This window comes from Acidovorax sp. M14 (genome assembly GCF_049331375.1).
GTDB lineage: Bacteria > Pseudomonadota > Gammaproteobacteria > Burkholderiales > Burkholderiaceae_C > Acidovorax.
On sequence record NZ_CP186263.1, the window covers coordinates 1,935,039 to 1,956,565 of the forward strand.

Here is a 21,527-nt window from a genome sequence, read left to right on the forward strand (position 1 = left end):
ACAGGGCGAGAAGCTGGTTTCAGGTTACCTTGGCGGCCGATGCCATGCACCGGCTGGCGGCGCATGTCCGTGTCAGATCACGCCCTCAAACACCATCACGTCCACCGTATCGCCCACCGCCACATTGCCTTGCCCGTGGTGCAGCACGATGAGCCCGTTGGCCTGCACCATGGAGCTGAGCACGCCCGAGCCCTGGTTGCCGGTGGTGCGTACCTGCAGCGTGCCGTCGGCGGCGGTGGTGACCAGGCCGCGCTGGTATTCGGTGCGGCCGGGCTTCTTGCGCATGGGCTCGGTGCTGATGGCGCGCAGCATCGGGGGCGCCGCGCGGGTGCACCCCATCATGCGCAGCAGGGCGGGGCGCACAAAGGCCAGAAAGGTCACCATCACCGCCACGGGGTTGCCGGGCAGCCCGAACAGCACGGCGCCACCGGTGGGTGTGTTGATATCATTTTGATAGCTGTCAGCGCTTGATCCACTATCGCTTGAGGCGGAAATGGCTTGATTTTCTGCATTGTTGATGCGCCCCACGGCCATGGGGCGGCCCGGGCGCATGGCGATGCGCCAGAAGGCCACGTCGCCCAGCTTTTTCATCATGGTGCGGGTGTGGTCGGCCTCGCCCACGCTCACGCCGCCGCTGGTGATAATGGCGTCGGCCTGCTGGGCTGCCTGGCGGAAGGCGGCTTCAAGCAGCGCGGGCTCGTCACGCACCACACCCAGGTCGATCACCTCCACCCCCATGCGCGTGAGCAGGCCGAACACGGTGTAGCGGTTGCTGTCGTACACCGCGCCTTCGCGCGGAGCCTCGCCCAGGCTCAGGATCTCGTCGCCGGTGGAGAAGTACGCCACGCGCAGGCGGCGGACCACCGTGACGGTGGGCAGGCCCAGGCTGGCCACCAGACCCAGGGCGGCAGGCGTCAGTAGCTCGCCACGGGCCAGGGCCACGCGGCCCTCCATGATGTCCTCGCCCTTGAAGCGGCGGTTGTCGCCGGCGCGCAGCACATCGGCGGCGATGGTGATGTGCCCGTCAGCAGCGGCGGTGGTGAACTCTTGCGGCACCACGGTGTCCAGCCCGGCGGGCATGATGGCGCCGGTCATGATCTTCACGCATTCGCCCGCTGCCACGGTGCCCGCCCAGGCCTTGCCTGCCAGGGCAGTGCCCACCACGCGCAGCGTGAGCGGCTGCCCGGCCACCAGTTGCGCACCCGCAAAGGCGTAGCCGTCCATGGCCGAGTTGTCGTGGGGCGGCACGCTGACGGGCGAGATCACGTTCTGCGCCAGCACGCGGCCTAGCGCGCTGAACAGCGGCAGCACTTCGGTGGCGGTGACGGGCTCGACCAGCCGGTCCAGAAACTGGTTCACATCGGCAGCGCTCAGGGCCTGCGGGTCGTAGCCTTGCAGCTCGGCGGCTATCTGGGCAATGGTTTTCATGGGTGGGATTGGCTTGAATTCAGTGGGAGAGCAGCCGCACCATGTGCAGCTTGTCGTAACCCACGCCATCCACCACGATGGCGTTGGGCAGCAGGCCCCAGGCGCGGAACCCGGCCTGCTCGTACAGGCGCACCACGTGCGGGTTGGACGCGGTGACAGTAAGCACCAGCTGGGTCAGCCCCGGCACCTGGCTGGTGGCTCGCACGCAGGCCTCCACCAGCATCCGGCCAATGCCCCGGCGCTGTGCAGCGGGCGACACCATCATGCCCACCACCACGGCGCAGTGGCGCTGCTTGGTGCGTTGTTCGCGCTCGCAACCTAGGCAGCCGAGCAACTGGCCCGCCGTGTCAAAGGCGCCCAGAAAGAACTGGCCGGACTCCAGCGCGCCAAACCGCGCCACGTACTCGCTGGCATCGCGGCCCACAGAGGATTCGTAGTCCGAGGTGAAGGCATCCGGCGCCGTGCGCAGTGCCTCGTCGCGCAGGGCCTTGTAGGCCACCGCATCGGCGGCGACCAGGGGGCGGATGTGTACCGCGCCAGCATCCGCTGGTTCCACGCGGTCCACTGCTTCCACGGGAGGGCGATGGTTCATGGGGTGGGCGGGCAGCTCAGGCCTGGGGCGCACTGCTGCTTTCCAGCGCGTGCAGCTCGGCCAGCGTGTTGGCGTTGAAGAAGGCCTGGGGGTCGTCGCCCGGCTGGTCGAAGGGCACGATGGCGCAGCGGTGCTGGCCCGTCCACGCGTCGATCTTGCGGCCACCGGCCTGGGTGAAGGCGACCAGGCTTTCGAGCAGGTCCACGCGCAGCAGACAGAACACAGGCTGCGGGCGCACGGTGATGTGGCCCTTGCCGTCGTTTTCGGGCGCTGCGGCCATGGCAATGTCGGCACCCTCGGCGTCTGCCGCAGCCGCCAGGCGCTGGGCGAGGTCCAGCGGAAACAGCGGCGTGTCGCAGGGCACCGTCAGCAGCCAGGGCGTTTCGCAGCGCTCCAGCCCGGTCAGAAAGCCTGCCAGGGGCCCTGCGTAGTCGCTCAGCACGTCGGGCCACACTGGCGTGCCAAACGCTTCATACGCGGCCAGATTGCGGTTGGCGTTGACCATCACGTTGCCCGTCTGCATCTGCAGCCGCATCAGCGTGTGCAGGGCCAGTGGCAGCCCGCGAAAGTTCTGCAGGCCTTTGTCCACCCCGCCCATGCGAGAGCCTCGGCCCCCTGCGAGGACCAGGCCGGTGATGTCTTGGATGTCAATCATGTTTTGAAGGGTTAAGGCTTGTGCAGCGAGCGCCGTCCAGACCAGGGCAGCCAAGCAAGGGCCGCCCCGCAGCGAGGGCTGCGTCCCCCTTCCCGCATCGCGCAGCGGTGCGAGAGAAGGGGGAAGCGACGCAGTCGCTCAGGGGGTTGTCCGAGGTCATCCGCCGATGTAGCTCATCTCAATGCGCCGCGCCCCCTGGCCGGTATCGGCGGGCAGGCTGCTGCGCAGCTCCGAATAGCGGTCGTTGCGTTGCTGCCAGATGGGGGCGATGGCCGAGGCAATGTCGGCGTCGCTTGCGCCGCCGCGCAGCAGGCTGCGCAGGTCGTAGCCCTGGCTGGCAAACAGGCACAGGTAGAGCTTGCCCTCGGTGGACAGGCGCGCGCGGTTGCAGTCGTGGCAGAAGGCCTGGGTCACGCTGCTGATCACGCCCACCTCGCCCAGTGCGGGATCGTGCTTGCCCTGCGCATCGGCATAGCCCCAGCGTTCGGCGGTTTCGCCGGGGCTGCTCGGGTCCAGCGGCACCAGCGGCAGTTCAGCACGCAGGCGTTCGATGAGTTCGGCCGACGGCAGCACCTCGTCCATGCGCCAGCCGTTGGTGGCGCCCACGTCCATGTATTCGATGAAGCGCAGGGTGGTGCCTGTGCCGCGAAAGTGCCGCGCCATGGGCAAGATCTCGTGGTCGTTGGTGCCGCGCTTGACCACCATGTTGACTTTGATATGCGACAGGCCTGCTGCATGCGCGGCCTCGATGCCGGCCAGCACATCGGCCACCGGAAAGTCCACATCGTTCATGCGGCGAAAGATCGTGTCGTCCAGGCCGTCCAGGCTCACCGTCACGCGGTTCAGGCCCGCGTCCTTCAGGGCCTGGGCCTTGCGCGCGAGCAGCGATCCGTTGGTGGTGAGGGTGAGGTCGGGCGCCAGGCCATCAACGGTGCGCAGCTGGGCCAGTTGCGCCACCAGGTCTTCGAGGTTCTTGCGCAGCAGGGGTTCGCCGCCCGTCAGGCGGATCTTGCGCACGCCATGCGCCAGAAAGAGCCGCGCCAGCCGCGTGATTTCCTCAAAGCTCAGGAGCGCCCCGTGCGGCAGGTAGGGGTAGTCCTTGTCGAACACTTCCTTGGGCATGCAGTAGTTGCAGCGGAAGTTGCAGCGGTCCGTCACGCTGATGCGCAGATCGCGCAGCGGGCGGCCCCTGGCATCGGTGAGCAGCCCTGTGGGGTTGACCAGCTGCGCTGGCACTTTGGCCGCCAGCGAGGCTAGGCGCTCGTCGACCAGCGGAATCACGCGTTCAGACATGGGTGGGCTCGTTCAGCAGGGCGGGAGGGCACATGGCCCGCATTTTCTCACTCCAGCCAGCGCACGTTCTGCAGGATCTCGTCGAAGAAGCTGCGCAGCATCAAGGTGCTCATGCTGAACGGGTCGAAATCCGGGGTGCTGGAGTATTTGAGGAACAGCTGCCGGTTGGCATCCACCGAGCCCAGAAGCCCCATGGACCAGCTGGTGAAGCGGCGGTGCGGGATCTCGCCAAAGTCCAGCACAGCCGTGTCCTTGTGGCGCGTGTCCTTGAGCAGGCGGTGGTACAGCGCGTTGACGGCAGCCCGGTCGCCTTCGAGCTGCTGCAGGAAGATGCCGTTGTTCAGGCACAGCGCGCCGGTGATGCCCGCGCGGGCATTGTTGCGCTGCGAGGCGCTCAAGATGTCTTTGATGTCCGCAGGGCCGAGCACGCGGGAGGTGCGGCTGGCGTAGGTCAGTTGTATCAACATGTTCGTCTCCTGAGCGGTGCAGTGTGTCAGGTTTGGCGGGGAGGTGTAGGCCCTGCTGCGAATGACCTTGAAGGCGGATTTGTTGCGGCAGCGCAAACGATTGCGGCGGATGGCGGTGCGCTTTGATCTGGCGCAGGGCATGGAAATGCTGCGTCGCAACAATGCAGGCATCCGATTTCAAAGGGTTCCCATGCCAGTTCGCGAGGTATTGAACAGCTTCTCCGCAGACGCCATGCCCTGCCAGCGCCGTGTGGCGGTTCAGTGGGTGGCGGCAGGCATCCTGCTGCCCACCTGGGCGAGTGGGGCCGTTGGGGCCCAGGCACAGATGGGGTTGTCCGGCGCCATCAACTATGCGGGTTGGTTCCGTGCGCTGTCGCAACGCATGGCCAAGGCCTATTGCCAGCAGTACCTGCAGGTGCTGCCCGGCGCGGCGGTGGATGTGATGGGGCTGGCCCGCAAGATGGCGCAGTCGGGCAGCAGCGAGCTGGCCCGGGGCATGCAGACCGGGCGCTGGCCCGCCGACGTGGGGCGCCAGCTGGAAGATGTGCAAAAGCAGTTTGCGCTGCTCAACCAGCTGACTGCAGCGCCGGCCACCCAGACCGCCCTGGTGGTTGCGGCCTCCGAGCAGGCTGACCGCACGCTGCTGGTGGCCCAGGCTGTGACCGAGTCCATCGAGAAGATGGCGCAGGCGCCCAGCGCCCGCCTGGTCAACCTGGCGGGCCGCCAGCGCATGCTGTCGCAGCGCCTGGCCAAAAACTACTTCTTGAGTGCTGCCAAGGTGGAGTCGAAGGTGGTGCACGCGCAACTGGCGGCCGATGCGGCCGACTTCCGGCAGGCGCTGCAGACGCTCAAGTCAGCGCCAGTGTCCACGCCCGCCATCCGCAGCGAGCTGGAGCTGGCCGACTCGCAATGGCTGTTCTTCGACGCGGCCCTGCGCCGCCCGGCCGACGACGCCGGGCTCAACGCGGTGGCAACGACCAGCGAGCGCCTGTTGGGTGTGATGGACAAGCTCACCGGCCTGTACGAGGCCGCCCTGCGCGAGGTGCTGGGCTGATCGGCTCCGCGCGGCTCGGCCCATCGGGTCACTGGCCGTTGCAGGCAGCGGGCTGCGTGAAGTCCGCCAAGCGGCAATCGCGCCCCACCAGTACCAGCCGCGTGTCCAGCGCGTCAAAAAATCCTGGCGGTGGGGGCAGTTGCAGGCGCTGCACACGCTTGTTTGCATCGATGCGCACGGCGGCCAGCTCATAGTCGCGCGCCAGGGCCATCCACAGTCCGTGCGCGCCGGCGGACTGTCGCGCCCCGGTCATGAGGCAACGGCCCGAGTCCAGCCACCAGCGGTAGATGGCCGTGGCAATGCCCATGCGACGGTAGCCGTGCGCTACCTTGGTGTGGGGCGCGCGCAGGTGGCGGTCGGTGCGGCGGTCCACCTCCACCAGCCGGTTGAACACGGTGTAAGCCACGATGCGGTTGCGCAGTGGATCGATCGCGTACACAAAATATTCGCCATCGGCCTCGCGCAGGCGAAACACCAGCCCGCGCAGGTGCAGGGTCAGCGGTTGCATCGCATCGCGTGTGCGATGGTTGGTGCGGATGCGGTCGTACAGCGCATCGAACTCGCGCTGGATGTCGCGGCCCGACAGGTCCACGTCGATGCGCAGCTCGGTCAGCCACTGGGCCCAGCGGCCCCGCAGGCCTGGGCTGGACTGCGCTTTGGTGGCTGTGGCATGGCCTGGCAGGTGCAGGCAGAAGGTGTTGGCCGTCATGGCGTGCTCCCCGGGCCGCCTGCCCAGCAGCCGCTCAGCAGGCGCGCGGGGTGTTCGCGGGCGCTGACCTGGGCGCTGTGGGGCCAGTCGGGCAAGGGCACATCCAGGCCCGCATACACGCCATAGGCTTCGCCCGCGGCAATCGTGTCGCCCGCCCACAGGCTCTCTCCCGCGCGGATGGTGCCACCGGCGTGGATATGCCCACCGGCCCGCACCCCCCAGCCCACCTGCAGGTGGCCCTTGCAGTCCACATCGCCCATCACCCACAGGCCCCGGGCCGCCTGCAGGGCCGCGCCGGCATGCAGGTGGCCGCCCACCTTGAGGCCGCCTTCGCAGCCCAGGTCGTCCGCCACGCGCAGATCCTGGGCCACCCGGCAGTGGCCGCCGATCTGGACGGCGGCGCCGCAGTCCAGATCTCCGCCCACGCGCAGGCTGCCCGTGCATTGCAGCCGCTGAGCCACGGTCAGCGACCAGCCCGCGCGCACATCGCCCTGCAGCCGCGCGCTGCCCTCGCAGCGCACCGCGCCTGCCACGCGCAGGTCTTCGCCCACGCGCAGTGCACCACCCACCCGCAGGCCGCCCAGCACGCTCAGGCTGCGGCCCGTGCGCAGCACACCTTCTACGTCGGCATGGCCCCGGCAGCGCACGCTGCCGGCAAACACCAGCGCGTCGGCCTCCAGGTGGTCCACCTCCAGCACATCGTTGGTGGGGCCGAACTGGTCCAGCATCCAGCACGCGTCCTCCACGCGGCCCTCGCGCACCAGGTCGTCCAGCAGCGCCTGGTAGTTGCTAGCGCCCTCCTGGCGGCGCAGATACCAGCGGTAGCCGTCGGCACAAGGCTGCTTGGCACGGATGAACTGGCGGGTGATATCGGCGGCGGCCGCCGCTTGGGCCACGGCCTGGTCAACAGGAACTGCACGCGTTAGCGCTTGGGCAGAAAGGGGGTGCGCGGGCGCGCATGGGGCGAGCGAAATCTCGCCCGAAGGAAACGGGGGCATGGACACTCCTGACGTCCGCGCCCCGGCCGTGGCCAAGGCGCAAGCTGGCGCTGGGCGTGGGGCCCGGCGACAGGAGGTGCGCGAAAAGAATGCGGAGGGGAGGGGTTGTCGCCGGGCTCAGGAATCTGCAGCGAGGGTGCAGAGAGCGTGGTCACCGGCCTGGAGCGTGGCCTGCGAGCGCACGCCACGGCGCAGCGGCGCGGTGGCGCTGGCAGCTGTGGTGTGGGGCTGGCTCGCAAACATCGGCGGCACTATAGGCAGCAGGGCCTGCACCGTCAAATCAATCCGCACTGCCCTGGTGCGGATTGGGCCGCTCAAAAAGGGGCGTGGTGGCTGCTTCACAGAGCATGCCGCGACGCCTGTTTGTTTGCTTGCTGACTTAAACGCAGCGCCCGCCATCCACCTCAATGCACACGCCGCTGATGAACGACGCCTCTTCGCTCGCCAGGTACAGCGCGGCGTTGGCCACGTCCAGTGCGGTGGAGAAGCGGCCCAGCGGAATGGTGGCCAGGAACTTGGCGCGGCGCGCATCGTCCACCGGGCCGCCTGCAAACTCGGCTGCCAGGCCCGTGTCGGGGTTGAACACGGGGTTGATGCAGTTCACGCGGATGTTGTCGGGGCCCAGCTCGGCGGCCATGGACTTACTGGTGATGATCACGGCGCCCTTGGAGCCGTTGTACCAGGTCAGGCCCGGGCGGGGGCGCAGCCCGGCGGTGGAGGCGATGTTGATGATGCTGCCGCCGCCCGCCTGGCGCAGTGCGGGCACGGCGTGGATGGCCGAGAGGTAGATGCTCTTCATGTTGATGGCATAGACCTTGTCGAACTCTTCCTCGCTCACTTCGAGCATGGGGCGGTTGCGGTGCGTCCAGCCCGCGTTGTTCACCACCACGTCCAGGCGGCCGTACAGGCGCACGGCTTCGTCGACCATGGCCTTCACTTCGGCGGACTTCGTCACGTCGGCCTTGAAGAAGGCGGCCGTGCCGCCCGCGGCCGTGATCTCGGCCACCACGCGCTGGCCGCCGGCTTCGTTGATGTCGTTGACGATGACCTGGCCGCCCTCGGCGGCCAGGCGCTTGGCAATGCCCTCGCCAATGCCGTTGCCGGCGCCGGTGACGATGATGGATTTGTTCTGCACACGCATGGGTGTCTCCGATGGGTTGGGGTGATATATCAAAATTGATAGCTACCAGCGCATATTCAACTAGCGCTAGCGCCCGATGGGGCTGAAATTTCAGTGGCCGAACCCGTATCGGCCGTAGAGGGAGCCGGGGCGGGTGCCTTGGGCTGCCGGCCATAGAACTGGGGGAAAAACTCTTTCACGCCTTGGCCGTTGAAGTCCCATCCCGTGCACTGGCCCAGGTGGCGCGGCGGCTCGTCCGGGTTGGCAGACGAAAACACCGCAGGAACCGACTGGAACGCTGCCGTGGCCAGGTTGAACAGCAGCTCGCGCAGGTGCGTGCAGCTTTCCACGCCGCCCAGATGCTTCTGGATGGCCTGGCGCCAGCCGCGCGCCATGCTGCAGCCCACCATGCGCTGCAGCGCGGCCTGGGCCTCGGTGCAGCCCTTGAGCGGGTGCGAGTCCATCGCCACGTCCACCGCCTGCACCACCAGCTGGCGGTTCACGGTCACGCGCAGCCACATGTGGTGGATGGCCTCGCCTGCCAGGCGTTGCTTGGTGGGATCGCGAAAGGAGGTGGCGTCATAGGCCTTGCTGTCGTGCAGCTCGCCTTCGATGTCCCACAGGCCATCGTCGCGTTCAAAGCCCTGGTAGTTCACCCGGCGGACATGTTTCAGGGTGCGGGGGGCGGGGGGACTCAGGGGCATGGAAAAAGAAAAATCGTCGTGCAGAAGCGGCCAAGGTTACTGGGGCCTCCCTGCGCTGTCGTGCGCAGGCGAGACACCCTGCAATGCCTCTTCAACCGTACTTGATGGCCACCGTCTTCAAGGTGGTGAAGCCGTACAGCGCCTCAAAGCCCTTTTCGCGCCCGTAGCCGCTGGATTTGACGCCGCCAAACGGCAGCTCCACACCGCCGGCCGCGCCGTAGTTGTTGATGAACACCTGGCCGCTGTGCACGCGCTTGGCCATGCGGAACTGGCGCGCGCCGTCGCGCGTCCAGATGCCCGCGACCAAGCCGAACTGCGTGGCGTTGGCCAGTTCCACGGCGTGGTCTTCGTCCTGGAAGGCCATGGCCGACAGCACGGGGCCGAAGACTTCTTCCTGCGCCAGGCGATGGCCCACGGGCACATCGCGCAGCAAGGTGGGAGCCTGGTAGTAGCCGGTCTCGGGGGCTTCGTCCACCACCACGCCCTGGGCCACCATGGGGATGCCAGCCACTTGCGCGTCGGAGAGGAAGTCCCACACGCGCTGCTGCTGCGTCTGGCGGATCAGCGGGCCCACGTCCAGGTCCATGGCGGCGGGGCCGACGCGCAGCTTTTCAAACGCCTTGCCCAGGCGCTCCAGCAGGGGTTCGTAGATCAGCGAGTCGATCAACACGCGCGAGCCGGCCGAGCAGGTCTGCCCGGCGTTCTGCACGATGGCGTTGATGACCACGGGGATGGCGGCGTCCAGGTCGGCATCCGCAAAGATGATCTGCGGGCTCTTGCCGCCCAGCTCCAGCGTCACGGGGCAGTGGCGCTCTGCCGCTACCTGCTGGATCAGCGTGCCGATCTTGGGGCTGCCGGTGAAGCTGATGTGGTCGATGCCGGGGTGGCGCGCCAGTGCGTCGCCCACCTCGTGGCCGTAGCCGGTGACGATGTTGAGCGCCCCGGCGGGGAACCCCACCTCGGCCGCCAGCTGCGCCACGCGGATCAGCGAGAGGCAGGCGTCTTCGGCCGGCTTGACCACGCACACATTGCCCGCCGCCAGGGCGCCGCCCACGCTGCGGCCAAAGATCTGCATGGGGTAGTTCCAGGGGATCACATGGCCCGTGACGCCGTGGGGCTCGCGCCAGGTCAGCACGCTGTAGCCGTCGGGGTAGGGAATGGTCTCGCCGTGGAACTTGTCGCACGCACCCGCGTAAAACTCGAAGTAGCGTGCCAGCGCAATCGCGTCGGCGCGTGCCTGCTTGGTGGGCTTGCCGCAGTCGCGCTGCTCCAGCGCCGTTAGCTCGTCTGCATGCTCCAGGATCTTGGCTGAGAGCTTTTGGAGCAGGCGGCCGCGCTCCACCGGGGCCAACTTTTGCCACACCGCGTGGTAGCACTGGCGGGCTGCATGCACCGCCGCGTCGATGTCGTCGGCGTTGCTGCGCTGGATCTCGTCGAAGGGCTGGCCGTCGGACGGGTCGATCACAGGGATCGTGCGGCCCGAGGACGAAGGCACCGAGGCGTTGGCGATGTAGTTGAGTTGCATGGCCGCCATTTTGCCCGGAAATGGAATGTGTGCTTAGTATTTGTGCGAAAACCGGCCGATGCGCCAGTACATCATGCCTTGGTTGCTACTGATTTGATAGTAATCAAGCGCAAACGCCCCGCAGGCCGGCCAGGTCCAGAATCTCCACCTCGCCGCGCTGCACGCGCACCAGTTGGCGCGACTCCAGGTCCTTGAGGATCTGGTTGGTGGTCTGGCGCGAGATCGCCAGCATCAGCGACAGCTGCTCTTGCGAGATCTCGATCACCCGGCGCGACTGCCCTTCGGCCGTCCACTGCCCGTAGCCCTCGGCCATCATCACCAGGCGCCGCGCCAGGCGCTGCGGGGCGGGCAGCAGCGCCAGCTCTTCCATCGCCACAAAGGCCGAGCGCAGCTTGTCGGTCATCAACAAAGCCAGCGCATGCCAGTGCTGCGGGTGGGCCTGCAGCCAGTGCTGCAGCCGCTCGTGCGGGATGTGCACCAGGGTCGTGGGGTCGGTGGCCTGCGCATCGTGCGTGCGGGCCGAGTTGTCAAACACCGAGATTTCGCCAAACCAGTGCGGCGGCTCCAGGCGGATCAGCAGCGCCGCACGCGCCTCGTCGGCCCGCCCCCGGGTGCCCGAGATGCTGACCGCGCCGCGCACCACCGCATACAGGCCACAGGGCGCATCACCACGCCGGAACAGCACCTCGCCCGTCGCCAGATGGCGCAACTGCGCCATGGCAATCAGCGGTTGGGCAAAGTCGGGCGGCAGGTGGGCAAACCAGCGGCCTGTCTGGAGGACGGGTAAATAGGCAGAAGGGGTGGACATGGGATGCGAGTGAACGGGGCAGGAGGGCGGCGGGGTTTTTGTCGTCTGCACGACAGACGCTGGCACAGCCCCAGAGCGAGTATTGATGCTGCGCAAAACACATGCTGGAGACACCCATGAAAACCCTGATCGACCACCTCTCCCAATACGCCGACTACCACCGCGACCCGCGCAACATCCACACCCATTTTGTGGGCGTGCCCATGATCATGTTCGCCGTCGTCATCCTGCTGTCGCGCCCGACCTGGATGGTGGGGGCGGTGCCAGTGAGCCCGGCGCTGCTGGCAGCGCTGGCGGCCAGCGTCTTCTACTTCCGCCTGGACATGCGTTTTGGCCTGGCCATGGCTGCGCTGCTGGCCGCCATGCTGGTGGGCGGGCAATGGGTGGCCGCACAGACCCTGGCCGTGTGGCTGGTCACGGGTATCGGCCTGTTTGCCGTGGGCTGGGTGATCCAGTTTGTGGGCCACTACTACGAAGGCCGCAAGCCCGCGTTTGTGGACGACCTGGTGGGCCTGATCGTCGGCCCGCTGTTTGTGGTGGCCGAGTGGGCGTTTGCACTGGGCCTGCGCAAAGAGGTGCAGGCGGCGGTGGAAGAGCGCAGCGGCCCGGTGCGTCTGCGTACGGGGCAACAGGCTGCTGCCCATCCTCAGTAAGCGCTGCTTTCGCGCTCTGCTCGTTCACTGCCGCGCATCGGGACTTGACGGCCTCGCAAGGGCCAGCACAGCCCCTGCGCTCACCGCCCCCAATGCCACCAGCGCATACAGGTACGGCAACGCAGCCGACAGCGGCGCGCCCAGCTGGTTGAGCCGCAGAGATGCTTGCACACCCGAGGTGCTGGGCAGCAGCCAGCGCAGCCACTGCAGCGGCTCGGGCAGGGCCTCCACGGGCCACGAGAAGCCTGCGACGAACGCGATGGGCAGCGTGGTGAACAGCAGCACCTGCAGCGCGCGTTCGCGGTTGCCAAACCATAGGCCCAGCAGCGCACCCAGCGCCGCGATGGCCGGGATGTAGCAGGCCAGCAGCGCCAGTGCCCCCAGCGGGTTGCCGCCGCGCGGGTAGTCGTGCAGCACAAAGATCCACCCGAAGTAGAAGAGGCCACTGGCCCAGCCCAGTGTGCACAGCGCCAGCAGGCGGCCCAGCCAGGTGGTGGCGCGGGCACGGTGCTGGCCGCTTTCGACCCAGGTGCCGGTGAGCATCGCAGCGCCCATCAGCAGGGTCTGCTGCAGGATGAGCAGCGCCACGGCGGGCACCACAAAGCTGCCGTAGCCTTCGGTGGGGTTGAACAGCGCCACCATCTGCAGCTGCACCGGCGCGCGGCTGGCGCGGGCCTGTGGGGCGCTCTGGCCGCTGGCCTGCAGCTTGCGGATCTCGACCCCGGCAGACACCGTGCCCACGGCTTCTGCAAAGCCGTATTGCACCGCCTTGTTCAGCAGCGCGTAGGCGCCGTTGGCCTCGATGCTGACCACGGCGTTTTCGCCGCGCACCACGTTGCGCTTGAGCCCGGCTGGGATCACCGCGTAGCCCTCGATCTCGCCGCGCCACAGGGCCTCCTGCGCCTCGCGCTCGCTACCGGTGACCAGATGCACCTCGATGCGTGGGTCGGCGTCGGCAAAGCGGGTGATCTGGCGCGACAGGCTGGTGTGGTCCAGGTCCACGACGGCCACGGGGACGCGGGTCAGCACCTCGTCGGCATAGAACCAGGGATAGAAAAAGCCGTAGAGCACGGGTGCGCCTACCAACAGCAGCAGCACGCCCTTGTCGCGCACCACGGTGGCCAGCGCGTGCAGCCAGGCGCCCAGCAGGCCTCGCTGCGAGGGAGTTGCCACGGGCACGGGTTGTGTTGTCGTGTTCATCAGCGGCCTCCCCACGTGTCGGGGCGCTGGTGTGCCAGCGTGAGTGCAGTGGCGCCCAGCAGCCACAGCACGGCGGTGGCGAGGATCAGCGCCACGACGGTCGAGACGCTGGTGGCCACGGGTGCGCCCATTTGCAGCTGCTCGATCTGCAGACGGATGTAGTGCGTGAACGGCATGGCCTCGGCCCAGGCGCGGGCGCTGCCGGGCATGCCCGCGAGTGGGAAGGCCACGCCGCTGAACGCAAACGCCGGTGCTGCAAAAAAGCCCGCACCCGACAGCGCAGTGCGCAGCGACCGCGTGATACCCGCCAGCGCAGCGCCAGCGGTGATCGACACGGCCATCAGCAGCGCAAGTGCCGCAGCCACCCACCACAGGTTGCCCGGCGGGTGCCAGCCCCGGCCCCAGGTGATGCCCACCAGTGCCAACAGGCCCACCAGCGTGAGAGACACCCAGGGCAGGGCCAGCTTGCCCGCCAGCGCGCCTGCCGTGCGCACCCAGCCCCCTGCGCCCAGCCATTCGCCCAGCGTGCGATCACGCAGTTCGCGGCCCACCGTCCAGGCACCGGCCGTCATGGCCAGGATGTGCAGCAGGGCGGGGATCAGCGCCGCGCCAAGAAACTGCTCGTAATTGCTGGACACATTGAACAGCGCCACCATCTGCGTGTGGATGGGCTCCATGCTCACGTGCACGGCCTGGGCGCTTTCGCCGCGCTTGTTGCGTGCGGCCATTTCGATACCCGCCGACAAGGTGCCCACGGCCGTGCGTACATCGCGCTGCAGCAGGCCTGAGTGGGTGGACATCTGCGCGTTGTGCAGCAGCGTGACCTGCGCGGCGCGGCCTTCCTTCACGGTGCGCGCAAAGTCGCGCGGGATGGAGACCACGGCGTACACGTCCACCGCCCGCAGCGCGCGTTCGGCCTCGGCCGCGTTGGTGAAGTGCTGGGTGATCTGTACGCCCGGCGTGGCGTCCAGCATGCGCACCAGCTGGCGCGACAGGCTGGAGTGGTCGTCGTCCACCACGCCCACCGCCAGGTGGCGCGGCAGACCGGCCGAAAAGATCCACCACAAGAGCGCCACGCCCAGCAGCGGCACCCAGGTGACCATGGCCAGGTCCCACGGGTCGGCCGCCAGACGGCGGGCCTCTCGGCGGAAGCTGTTTGCTATTGAATTCATAGCTGTTTGCGCATATTGCACTGGCGCTACCGGCACTTTTAGGTGAAATCTCTGTGCATCAGGCGCATGTCACTGCACCAGCACCGTCATACCGGGGCGTGCGCCTTCGATGGGGGCCGCCGGGCGAGCGCGCACTTCAAACGTGCGGGCGTCAAAGCCCTGGCCTGCGCGCGTGGCGCGCCAGGTGGCAAAGTCGGGCAGCGCAGCCGTGTGATAGACCTTGAACTTCACGGTTTTGCCGCCCAGCGCGGGCAGGGTGGCGTCGAACTCATTGCCGATGGCAAAGCGCTGCAGGCGGTCTTCGCGCACGTTCAGCACCACCCACTGATCCTTCAGGTCCACCACCGTGACCACGGCCACGCCCTGCGGCGACAGTTCGCCCGTGCGGGCCAGCACCTTGGCCACTTCGCCGGCCACGGGGCTCTTGAGCTCGGTCTCGGCCTGGGCGGCCTGCACCTCGGCGACCACGCCCGCCACCTGGCGCGCCTGGGCGCTGGCGGCGGATCGGTCTTCACTGCGGGCACCGGCGCGGGCCAGGTCGTACTGGGCCTTGGCGGCCAGTGCCTGGTCGCGCGAGGCCTTGAAGTTGGCCTCGGCCTCGTCGCGTTTTTGCGCCGCCACCAGGCCCTCGCGGGCCAGGCCATCGACGCGCTTGAAGGAGGACTCGGCCAGGTCGGCGGCGGCCACGGCGCGCTGCCAGTTCAGGCGGGCCATCTCCACCTCTTGTGGGCGGGCACCGCTTTCAGCCTTGGCGGCCACGGCCTGGGCGGCCTCCTGGGCGGCGGTGGCCTGTGCCAGCTTGGCCTTGACCTCAGGGCTGTCCATGCGGATCAGGGGCGCGCCCACAGCGATCTGGTCGCCTTCCTTCACCAGGATCTGCGCGATGCGCGCGGTGACCTTGGGGGCGATGTCGGCCTCTTGCGCTTCGATCTGGCCCTGAAAGACTTCGGGCGCGGGCTGCGAGGCCTTCCACAGGCCAAAGCCCACGAAGCCTGCCACGGCCACAAAGGCCACTGCGCCGACGGCTGCTGTTTTCTTGCTCATGCTCTTCACTCCACTTTCAGCGCATCAGCGCGCGCCATGTATTTGCCAAAGTCTTCCGACAGGCCGCAGGCCTCCAACAGGTCGGCCAGCGCCTTCACGTAGTCGTGGGCGGCCTGGGCGCGTTCGGTCTGGGCCTTGGCCTGGTTGACCTGCGCGTCGATCAGGTCCAGCGTGGTGCTGGTGCCCGCCTTCAGGCCTGAGATGCGCAGGCGCAGCACTTCGTCGGCCAGCTCCAGCCCAGGCTGCAGCGCAAAGTAGGCGCGGCGCGCCTGCTCCAGGGCCAGCCAGCGTTTCTCTACCAGCAGGGCAATGTCGTTCTGCGCCTGCGCGCCAGTGCGCTCAGCCTGCTCGATCTGGCGGTTGGACGACTCGGCCAGCGCATTGCGGTCGATGGAGTCCCACAGCGTCCAGCGCACGCCCACACCGGCCACCCAGTCGGCGTCGCGGCCGGTCTTGAGCTGGCGCTGGCCAAACGCAAACACCTGGGGCTTGCGCAGTGCCTCCTGGGCGGCGTGCAGTTGCGTGGCTTGTTCTCTCTTGGCGGCCACCTTGTCCAAGCCGGGGTGGTGGGCCAAAGCGGTGTCGATGAAGTGGGGCAGGGGTTCGACCGGCTGGCTCAGCACAAACAGGGGGCTGGTGGGCGTGACAGGGTCGGACGCCTTCAGGGTGCGGGTCAGCGCCGTGGCGGCCAGCTCGGCATCGTCGCGGGCCTTGCGGGCATTGCGTCGGGCCTCTTCCAGTGCGGAGCGGGCCTGCAGGCGTTCGACGCGCGCGATCACGCCGGCGTCCAGCATCTTCTGCGCGGCAGCGTCGTGCTGTTCGATGGTGGCCAGGGCCGATTCGCGCAGCACGGCAGCGCGCTGCGCTAGCTGGGCGCCAAAGTAGCGCTGCACCAGCAAGGTGGTGGCCTCGTGGCTGGTTTTGGTAGCGTCGGCCTGGGCCTCTTGCGCCTGGGCATCCAGCAGGCCCCGGGCGGCATTGCTGGCGCCGCCCATGTAGATGGGCCAGATGGCGGAGACCGAGGCCGTGGTGTCGCTCTTGCTGCGGTTGAGCGTGTAGCTGGACGGCAGGTGGGGCAACTGGGCCAGCGAGCCCGCCAGCTGGGGCGGCAGCTGCGACAGCACGCCGGGCAGGGCGCGGTTCAGCGGGTTCAGGTCCACGTCCAGGTTGGCGTTGTAGGTGTAGGCGGCGCCGCTCAGGTTGACCACCGGGCCGCCCAGGCGCTGCATGGCGTCGCGGCGCAGCTGGGCGCTTTCGACAGCGTTGCGCGATGCGGCCAGCTGGTCGGAGCGCTGCTGCAGCTGCTGCAGAGCGGCGTCAAATGCCAAGGGGCCAGCGTGGGCCTGCAGGGGCAGCAGGGTCAAGGGGGCCAAGACGGTCGATGCAAGCAGGCAGAGCAAAGCCGTGCCTGCCCGGCCTGTGTGCCGGGGCGTGGTGGGATGGGTCATGGTGTCAGGTCGTGGTTGTCAGCGCGCACCCACGGGGGTGTAGGCGTTGCTGTGCTCTGCCAGCCAGCGTGCCGACAGGTCGGTGCCGTGCTGGCTGGGGTGAAAGTCGGGGCGCAGGTATTCGCGCCAGGGGCGCCAGGTCTCTCGCACCAGGCCGCCCTTGCCGAACAGCGTGCGTGCGGCGCTGGTCCAGGTGCTCCATTTCCACAGCGAGCCATCGCGGCGCAGGTTCAGTAACGTCTGGCGCAGCACATCGCCGAGGAAGACCACCGTGATGCGGCGGAACCAGGTGATGCGCCACTCATGGTTGCCGCCCAGCGCCTGGTAGAGGTTGAAGGCGGTGTTCTTGTGCTCGGACTCTTCGGCGCAGTGCCATTGCCACATGGTGGCCAGGCGCGGCTCGGCGCCCTGCAGTGCCTCGGGGTGGGCCAGCAGCCATTCGGCCAGCAGGGCTGTGAAGTGCTCGTTGGCAGCGGTCACGGCCAGCGGATGGCGCGGGTCGGCGCCTGCAAACAGCTTCATGCGCTCTTGCGCACGCGGGGCCCATTCGTTGGCGAGGCCCTGCTGGTCGAGGTGGCCGTTGAACAGCGCGTGGATGCGGCGGTGGGTGGCCTCTTGCCCGATAAAGCCGCGCACCTCTTCGGCAAACTGCGCCTGTTGGTCAGGGGGCAGGGCCTTGTGGCCGTCACGCACGGCGTCGATAAAGAACTGCTCGCCCACCGGAAAGCTCATCGACAGCGCATTGAACAGCGCCGAGCGAAACGCATCGCCCCCACACCAGTGGCGCGCAAACGGCGTCTCCAGGTCGATCAGCAGGCGACGGACAACGAGTTCGGTCATGAAGAAGGCTCCTGGCGCAAAGGGGGCCGCACGGTGGTGCACAGGTTTGGTACTTTGCAGTACCGATTGGGTTTGTATGATGCAGATCAACTATGGTACTGTCAAGTACCTTGTTGAATTTTCTGCCTTGCGATCTGCCTCCATGAGTGAAGTCACCGCCCCAACTGCTGCGCCCGCTGCGCCCGCTGCAGGCACCGAACACCGCGCCCGCCTGCTGGAAGGCATGGCGCGCGCCGTGGCCGCCAAGGGTTATGCCGACACCACCATTGCCGACATCGTGCGCGAAGCCAGCGTGTCGCGCCGCACCTTTTATGAAAACTTTGCCGACAAGGCCGAATGCCTGACCGCACTGTATGAGGCGGCCAGCGGCAACGCGATAGCGGTGCTGCGCGCAGCCATTGACCCGCACAGCGACTGGGAGGCCCAGGTGGAGCAGGCCATGGCGGCCTACTTTGGCGTGCTGGCGCGCAACCCCGTGTTGCTGCGCACCTTGTTCATCGACATCCTGGGCCTGGGCCCCACGGGCCTTGCCGCGCGCCGCCGCGCCAACCAGCAACTGGCCGACCTGATGCTGGACGTGGTGAACAACCGCCCGGGCGAGCGCAAACGCAAAGCCCCGCTGCAACCCATGATGGCCATGGCCGTGGTGGGGGGCATCAATGAAATGGTGCTGCACTCCATCGAGCAGGACCGGGCCGGGCAGCTGCAAGAGCTGGTGGAGCCCGCTTCCACGTTGTTGCGGGCGGCAATCTCTGCGGAGTTTTGAATCTGTTGGGGTAATGCTTACCGCTGCCCGCGCAGCCAGCGCCTCACACCTCGTTGGCAATCTCGATCAGGTTGTCGTCCGGGTCGTAGATATAGACCGAGCGCAGCCGGTGGCGGGCGCCCGTTGCGCCCACCGGGCCTTGCACGATGGCGACGCCTTCGGCCTGCAGGTGGGCGATGACGTCTTCGAGCGGCATCCGGGTGAGAAAGCACAGGTCGCCCGATCCCGCCGTGGCATGGCGCACATTGGGGTCCACCACCGTACCCACTTCGTGCAGGTTGATCTTTTGCGTGCCGAAGTGCAGCGCGTACCGCTGGGGCTTGAACTCCCGCGCGGTCATGCCCAGCACACGCTCATAAAACGCAATGGTTTTGTCGATGCTGGCGACGGTGAGCACGACGTGGTCGAGTGAATCCAGGACGATGGGCATGGTGTGGGGCAGAGTCAGGCCGGTGAAGGATGGAGCGCCGGTGCCGTGGGCTGCAGCCACCGCTTGTTGGCAGCAAACACCACCGTGAGCAGCAGCCCGGCCAGCAAGGCCATGAACCAGTGCAGGGGCGACAGCGGCACAAACCGGAAAGCGTTGGCCAGCCACGGCACGGTGGTAATGGCCGCCAGCGCGGCCAGCGTGCCGCCTGCCACCCACAGGCTGACCGGGGTGAGGCCTGCCCACAGGCTGCGCCAGCTTGTCTGGCTGCTGCGGCTGGGCAGGATTAGTGCGGCATTGGCGGCCACCAGCACCACAAACGCGGCCGTGCTGGCGGTGGCGGCATGTGCGGGCTGGCTCAGCAGCCAGGCATACAGGCCCACCACGGCGGCCGTCACCACGCTGCCCTGCAGCACGCTCAGCAGGATGTGGCGGGCGGACAGCAGTGGCTCGTTGGCCGCGCGGGGCGGCTGCTGCATGAGGTCGGCAGCGCCTTCTTCGGCCTCGAACACGATGGAGCAGGCCGGGTCGATGACCAGCTCCAGAAACGCGATGTGCAGCGGCGCCAGCACCAGCGGCAGCCCGAACAGCACCGGTAGCAACGCCAGCCCAATGATGGGCACGTGCACCGCCAGCGTGTAGACCATGGCCTGGCGCAGGTTGGCAAAGGTCTGCCGCCCCCGGTGAATCGCCAGCACGATGGCGGCGAAGTCGTCGTGCAGCAGCACCAGGGCCGCGGCCTCGCGCGCCACGTCGGTGCCGCGCTGGCCCATGGCGATGCCGATGTGGGCGGCCTTGAGGGCGGGGGCGTCGTTCACGCCGTCACCGGTCATGGCCACCACCTCGCCCTGGGCCTTGAGGGCTTCGACCAGTGCCAGCTTCTGGTGCGGCTTGATGCGTGCAAACACGCTGACCTGCCGCACCTGGTCGGCCAGCTCCTGGGGCGGCATCTGTGCCAGCTCGTCGCCGGTGATCACGCGGTCGTTGGCGATGCCCGCCTGGGCAGCAATGGCGCGCGCGGTGCGGGGGTGGTCGCCGGTGATCATCACCACGCGAATGCCCGCCTGGCGGCACTGCGCAACGGCCTGGGGCACCTCGGGGCGCAGCGGGTCGGCCAGGGCCACCAGGCCCAGCCATTCAAAGTCAAAGTCGTGCTGGGCGTCGGGCCAAGTGTCTTGCGTGCGGTGCCGGGCCTTGGCCACGCCCAGCACCCGCAGGCCCCGGTCGGCCAGGCGTGCGGCCTGGGCGCTGACGGCGGCGCGCTCGGCGTCGGGAAGGTGGCAAAGGTCGGCCACGGCTTCGGGTGCGCCCTTGGTGGCCACCGTGTCGTGTGCCGAGGTGCCGTCGCGCCACAGGTGGCTCATGGCCAACAGCTGGGGCGACAGCTCGTATTCGCGCGCCAGCGCCCATGCGGGGTGCAGGTGCTCGGTGTCCACCAGGTGGTCGGCCGCCATGCGGTGAAAGGCCTGCTCCATGGGGTCGTGCGGTTCGATCTCGCTGGCCAGCACGGCGTATTCGAGCAGCTCGTGGAAGGCATCGGGCAGCGCGCTGCCATCTGCTGCGGCGGGCAGGTTCTGCACATCCAGCTCCTGCCCCGCAATGCAGAGCGCCGCCACGGCCATGCGGTTTTGCGTCAGGGTGCCGGTCTTGTCCACGCACAGCACGGTGGTTTGCCCCAGCGTCTCGATGGCGTTGAGCCGCCGCGTGAGCACCTGCTGCGCCGCCAGCCGCCGCGCGGCCAGAGCCAGGAAGATGATCATGATCACGGGCAGCTCTTGCGGCAGCACCCCCATGGCCAGCGTGATGCCCGCCAGCACGGCCTGCAGCCAGTCGCCCCGCAGCGCCCAGAACAGGGCCACCAGCAGCGCGCACAGCGACAGGCCGATGGCCACCAGCTTGCGTGTGAGCCGCGCCATTTCTTCGCGCAGCGGCGAAGCCTGCAGGGCAATGGTGTCGAGCGATTGGCCAATGCGGCCCAGCTCCGTGTGGCGGCCCACGGCGGTCACCTGCAGCAGGCCCTGGCCGCTGACCACCAGCGTGCCTGCAAACACCTTGTCCGCTGGTTGTTTGGCCACGGGCTCGGACTCGCCGGTCAGCATCGATTCGTTAGCGGCCAGTTCGTGGGCTTGCAGCAGCGTGCCGTCGGCGGGGATGCGGTCGCCCTCGGCAATCATCAGCAGGTCTTCGCGCACCACGTCGCGGCCTGCAATGCGCACCAAGGTACCGCCGCGCAACGCCAGCGCGCGGGGGCTGGAGAGGTCGCGCAGGGCGTTCAGCGCGTTGTCGGTGCGGCGCTCCTGCAGCACCGTGATCGCCATGATGATCACGACGAAGCCCAGCAGGATCAGCGCCTCATGCGCATCGCCCATGGCGAGGTAGATGGCACCCGCGCCCAGCAACAGCAGGAACATGGGCTCGGTGACCACGTCCCAGGCCATGTCGCGCAGCGTGCGGCGCTGGGTGATGCCCAGTTCGTTGGGCCCCTCGTCGCGCAGGCGCTGGGCGGCCAGGGCCGGGTCGAGCCCGGTGGGGGAGTCGGTAGGTGGCATGGGGTGTGTGAGGCTGCGTTGCACACAGGATGCAATGGTGTAACGGTTATACCGCGCAGCGATGTCTGCAGCCCT

21 protein-coding genes are annotated in these 21,527 nt (G+C 68.0%); 3 read left to right on the plus strand and 18 right to left on the minus strand.

Annotation, left to right across the window (positions count from 1 at the left end; all coding sequences use genetic code 11):
- Positions 1-72: 72 nt before the first annotated feature.
- From glp to ACOYR4_RS08925, 5 genes are all read right to left on the minus strand, one after another.
- A complete protein-coding gene (gene glp, locus ACOYR4_RS08905) occupies positions 73-1,428 on the minus strand; it encodes a gephyrin-like molybdotransferase Glp (RefSeq protein WP_422849284.1) in 1,356 nt (451 codons plus the stop codon).
- Positions 1,429-1,447: 19 nt separating this feature from the next.
- Positions 1,448-2,020 (minus strand): GNAT family N-acetyltransferase, encoded by a 573-nt coding sequence (locus tag ACOYR4_RS08910; protein ID WP_422849285.1) that lies wholly within the window; start codon positions 2,018-2,020, stop codon positions 1,448-1,450.
- Positions 2,021-2,036: 16 nt separating this feature from the next.
- Positions 2,037-2,675 (minus strand): molybdenum cofactor guanylyltransferase MobA, encoded by a 639-nt coding sequence (gene mobA / locus ACOYR4_RS08915; protein ID WP_422849286.1) that lies wholly within the window; start codon positions 2,673-2,675, stop codon positions 2,037-2,039.
- A gap of 156 nt (positions 2,676-2,831) precedes the next feature.
- Positions 2,832-3,968 (minus strand): GTP 3',8-cyclase MoaA, encoded by a 1,137-nt coding sequence (gene moaA / locus ACOYR4_RS08920; RefSeq protein WP_422849287.1) that lies wholly within the window; start codon positions 3,966-3,968, stop codon positions 2,832-2,834.
- A 47-nt stretch (positions 3,969-4,015) separates the two neighbouring features.
- Entirely contained in the window at positions 4,016-4,435 is a 420-nt protein-coding gene (locus ACOYR4_RS08925; protein ID WP_015013617.1) for a BLUF domain-containing protein, read from the minus strand.
- A 190-nt stretch (positions 4,436-4,625) separates the two neighbouring features.
- Here ACOYR4_RS08925 and ACOYR4_RS08930 point away from each other — a divergent pair, with 190 nt between their 5' ends.
- A complete protein-coding gene (locus ACOYR4_RS08930) occupies positions 4,626-5,489 on the plus strand; it encodes a type IV pili methyl-accepting chemotaxis transducer N-terminal domain-containing protein (protein WP_148279934.1) in 864 nt (287 codons plus the stop codon).
- A gap of 28 nt (positions 5,490-5,517) precedes the next feature.
- On the opposite strand, the gene ACOYR4_RS08935 is transcribed toward ACOYR4_RS08930, so the two are convergent.
- The 6 genes from ACOYR4_RS08935 to ACOYR4_RS08960 all read right to left on the minus strand — a co-directional run bounded on the left by ACOYR4_RS08935 (position 5,518) and on the right by ACOYR4_RS08960 (position 11,353).
- Positions 5,518-6,198, minus strand: a complete 681-nt coding sequence (locus ACOYR4_RS08935) for a hypothetical protein (protein ID WP_422849288.1) — start codon at positions 6,196-6,198, stop codon at positions 5,518-5,520.
- The gene (locus ACOYR4_RS08940; protein ID WP_422849289.1) at positions 6,195-7,196 is read right to left on the minus strand and encodes a hypothetical protein; all 1,002 of its coding nucleotides are present in this window, start codon (positions 7,194-7,196) and stop codon (positions 6,195-6,197) included. The genes ACOYR4_RS08935 and ACOYR4_RS08940 overlap by 4 nt, the downstream gene beginning before the upstream one ends.
- Positions 7,197-7,575: 379 nt before the next feature.
- Entirely contained in the window at positions 7,576-8,337 is a 762-nt protein-coding gene (locus ACOYR4_RS08945; protein ID WP_422849290.1) for an SDR family oxidoreductase, read from the minus strand.
- A 56-nt stretch (positions 8,338-8,393) separates the two neighbouring features.
- Positions 8,394-9,020, minus strand: a complete 627-nt coding sequence (locus ACOYR4_RS08950; protein ID WP_422849291.1) for a DUF2889 domain-containing protein — start codon at positions 9,018-9,020, stop codon at positions 8,394-8,396.
- A gap of 91 nt (positions 9,021-9,111) precedes the next feature.
- Positions 9,112-10,545 carry an aldehyde dehydrogenase family protein gene (locus ACOYR4_RS08955; protein WP_056067777.1) on the minus strand — a complete coding sequence of 478 codons (1,434 nt, stop codon included), beginning with the start codon at positions 10,543-10,545 and terminating at the stop codon, positions 9,112-9,114.
- A 103-nt stretch (positions 10,546-10,648) separates the two neighbouring features.
- Entirely contained in the window at positions 10,649-11,353 is a 705-nt protein-coding gene (locus tag ACOYR4_RS08960) for a Crp/Fnr family transcriptional regulator (protein WP_422849292.1), read from the minus strand.
- Between the two features lie 116 nt (positions 11,354-11,469).
- Between ACOYR4_RS08960 and ACOYR4_RS08965 the strand changes: the two genes are divergently transcribed.
- Positions 11,470-12,006, plus strand: a complete 537-nt coding sequence (locus ACOYR4_RS08965) for a DUF962 domain-containing protein (protein WP_422849293.1) — start codon at positions 11,470-11,472, stop codon at positions 12,004-12,006.
- 24 nt (positions 12,007-12,030) lie between these two features.
- Here the strand turns inward: ACOYR4_RS08965 and ACOYR4_RS08970 are convergent, their stop codons facing one another.
- The 5 genes from ACOYR4_RS08970 to ACOYR4_RS08990 form a co-directional block, all read right to left on the minus strand.
- Entirely contained in the window at positions 12,031-13,206 is a 1,176-nt protein-coding gene (locus tag ACOYR4_RS08970; RefSeq protein ID WP_422849294.1) for an ABC transporter permease, read from the minus strand.
- The gene (locus tag ACOYR4_RS08975) at positions 13,206-14,378 is read right to left on the minus strand and encodes an ABC transporter permease (protein ID WP_291445656.1); all 1,173 of its coding nucleotides are present in this window, start codon (positions 14,376-14,378) and stop codon (positions 13,206-13,208) included. Before ACOYR4_RS08975 ends, ACOYR4_RS08970 begins: the two co-directional genes overlap by 1 nt.
- 69 nt (positions 14,379-14,447) lie before the next feature.
- Complete coding sequence (locus ACOYR4_RS08980) at positions 14,448-15,422, minus strand: HlyD family secretion protein (RefSeq protein WP_015013628.1); 975 nt, start codon at positions 15,420-15,422, stop codon at positions 14,448-14,450.
- A 5-nt stretch (positions 15,423-15,427) separates the two neighbouring features.
- Positions 15,428-16,870, minus strand: coding sequence for a TolC family protein (locus ACOYR4_RS08985; protein WP_422849295.1), 1,443 nt, complete (start codon positions 16,868-16,870; stop codon positions 15,428-15,430).
- Between the two features lie 18 nt (positions 16,871-16,888).
- Complete coding sequence (locus ACOYR4_RS08990; protein WP_422849296.1) at positions 16,889-17,710, minus strand: metal-dependent hydrolase; 822 nt, start codon at positions 17,708-17,710, stop codon at positions 16,889-16,891.
- 142 nt (positions 17,711-17,852) lie between these two features.
- On the opposite strand from ACOYR4_RS08990, the gene ACOYR4_RS08995 reads away from it, so the two are divergent.
- The gene (locus ACOYR4_RS08995; protein ID WP_209820430.1) at positions 17,853-18,476 is read left to right on the plus strand and encodes a TetR/AcrR family transcriptional regulator; all 624 of its coding nucleotides are present in this window, start codon (positions 17,853-17,855) and stop codon (positions 18,474-18,476) included.
- A gap of 43 nt (positions 18,477-18,519) precedes the next feature.
- Here the strand turns inward: ACOYR4_RS08995 and ACOYR4_RS09000 are convergent, their stop codons facing one another.
- Entirely contained in the window at positions 18,520-18,906 is a 387-nt protein-coding gene (locus tag ACOYR4_RS09000; RefSeq protein ID WP_422849297.1) for a VOC family protein, read from the minus strand.
- Positions 18,907-18,920: 14 nt separating this feature from the next.
- Entirely contained in the window at positions 18,921-21,452 is a 2,532-nt protein-coding gene (locus tag ACOYR4_RS09005; protein ID WP_422849298.1) for a cation-translocating P-type ATPase, read from the minus strand.
- Between the last annotated feature and the right edge of the window lie 75 nt (positions 21,453-21,527).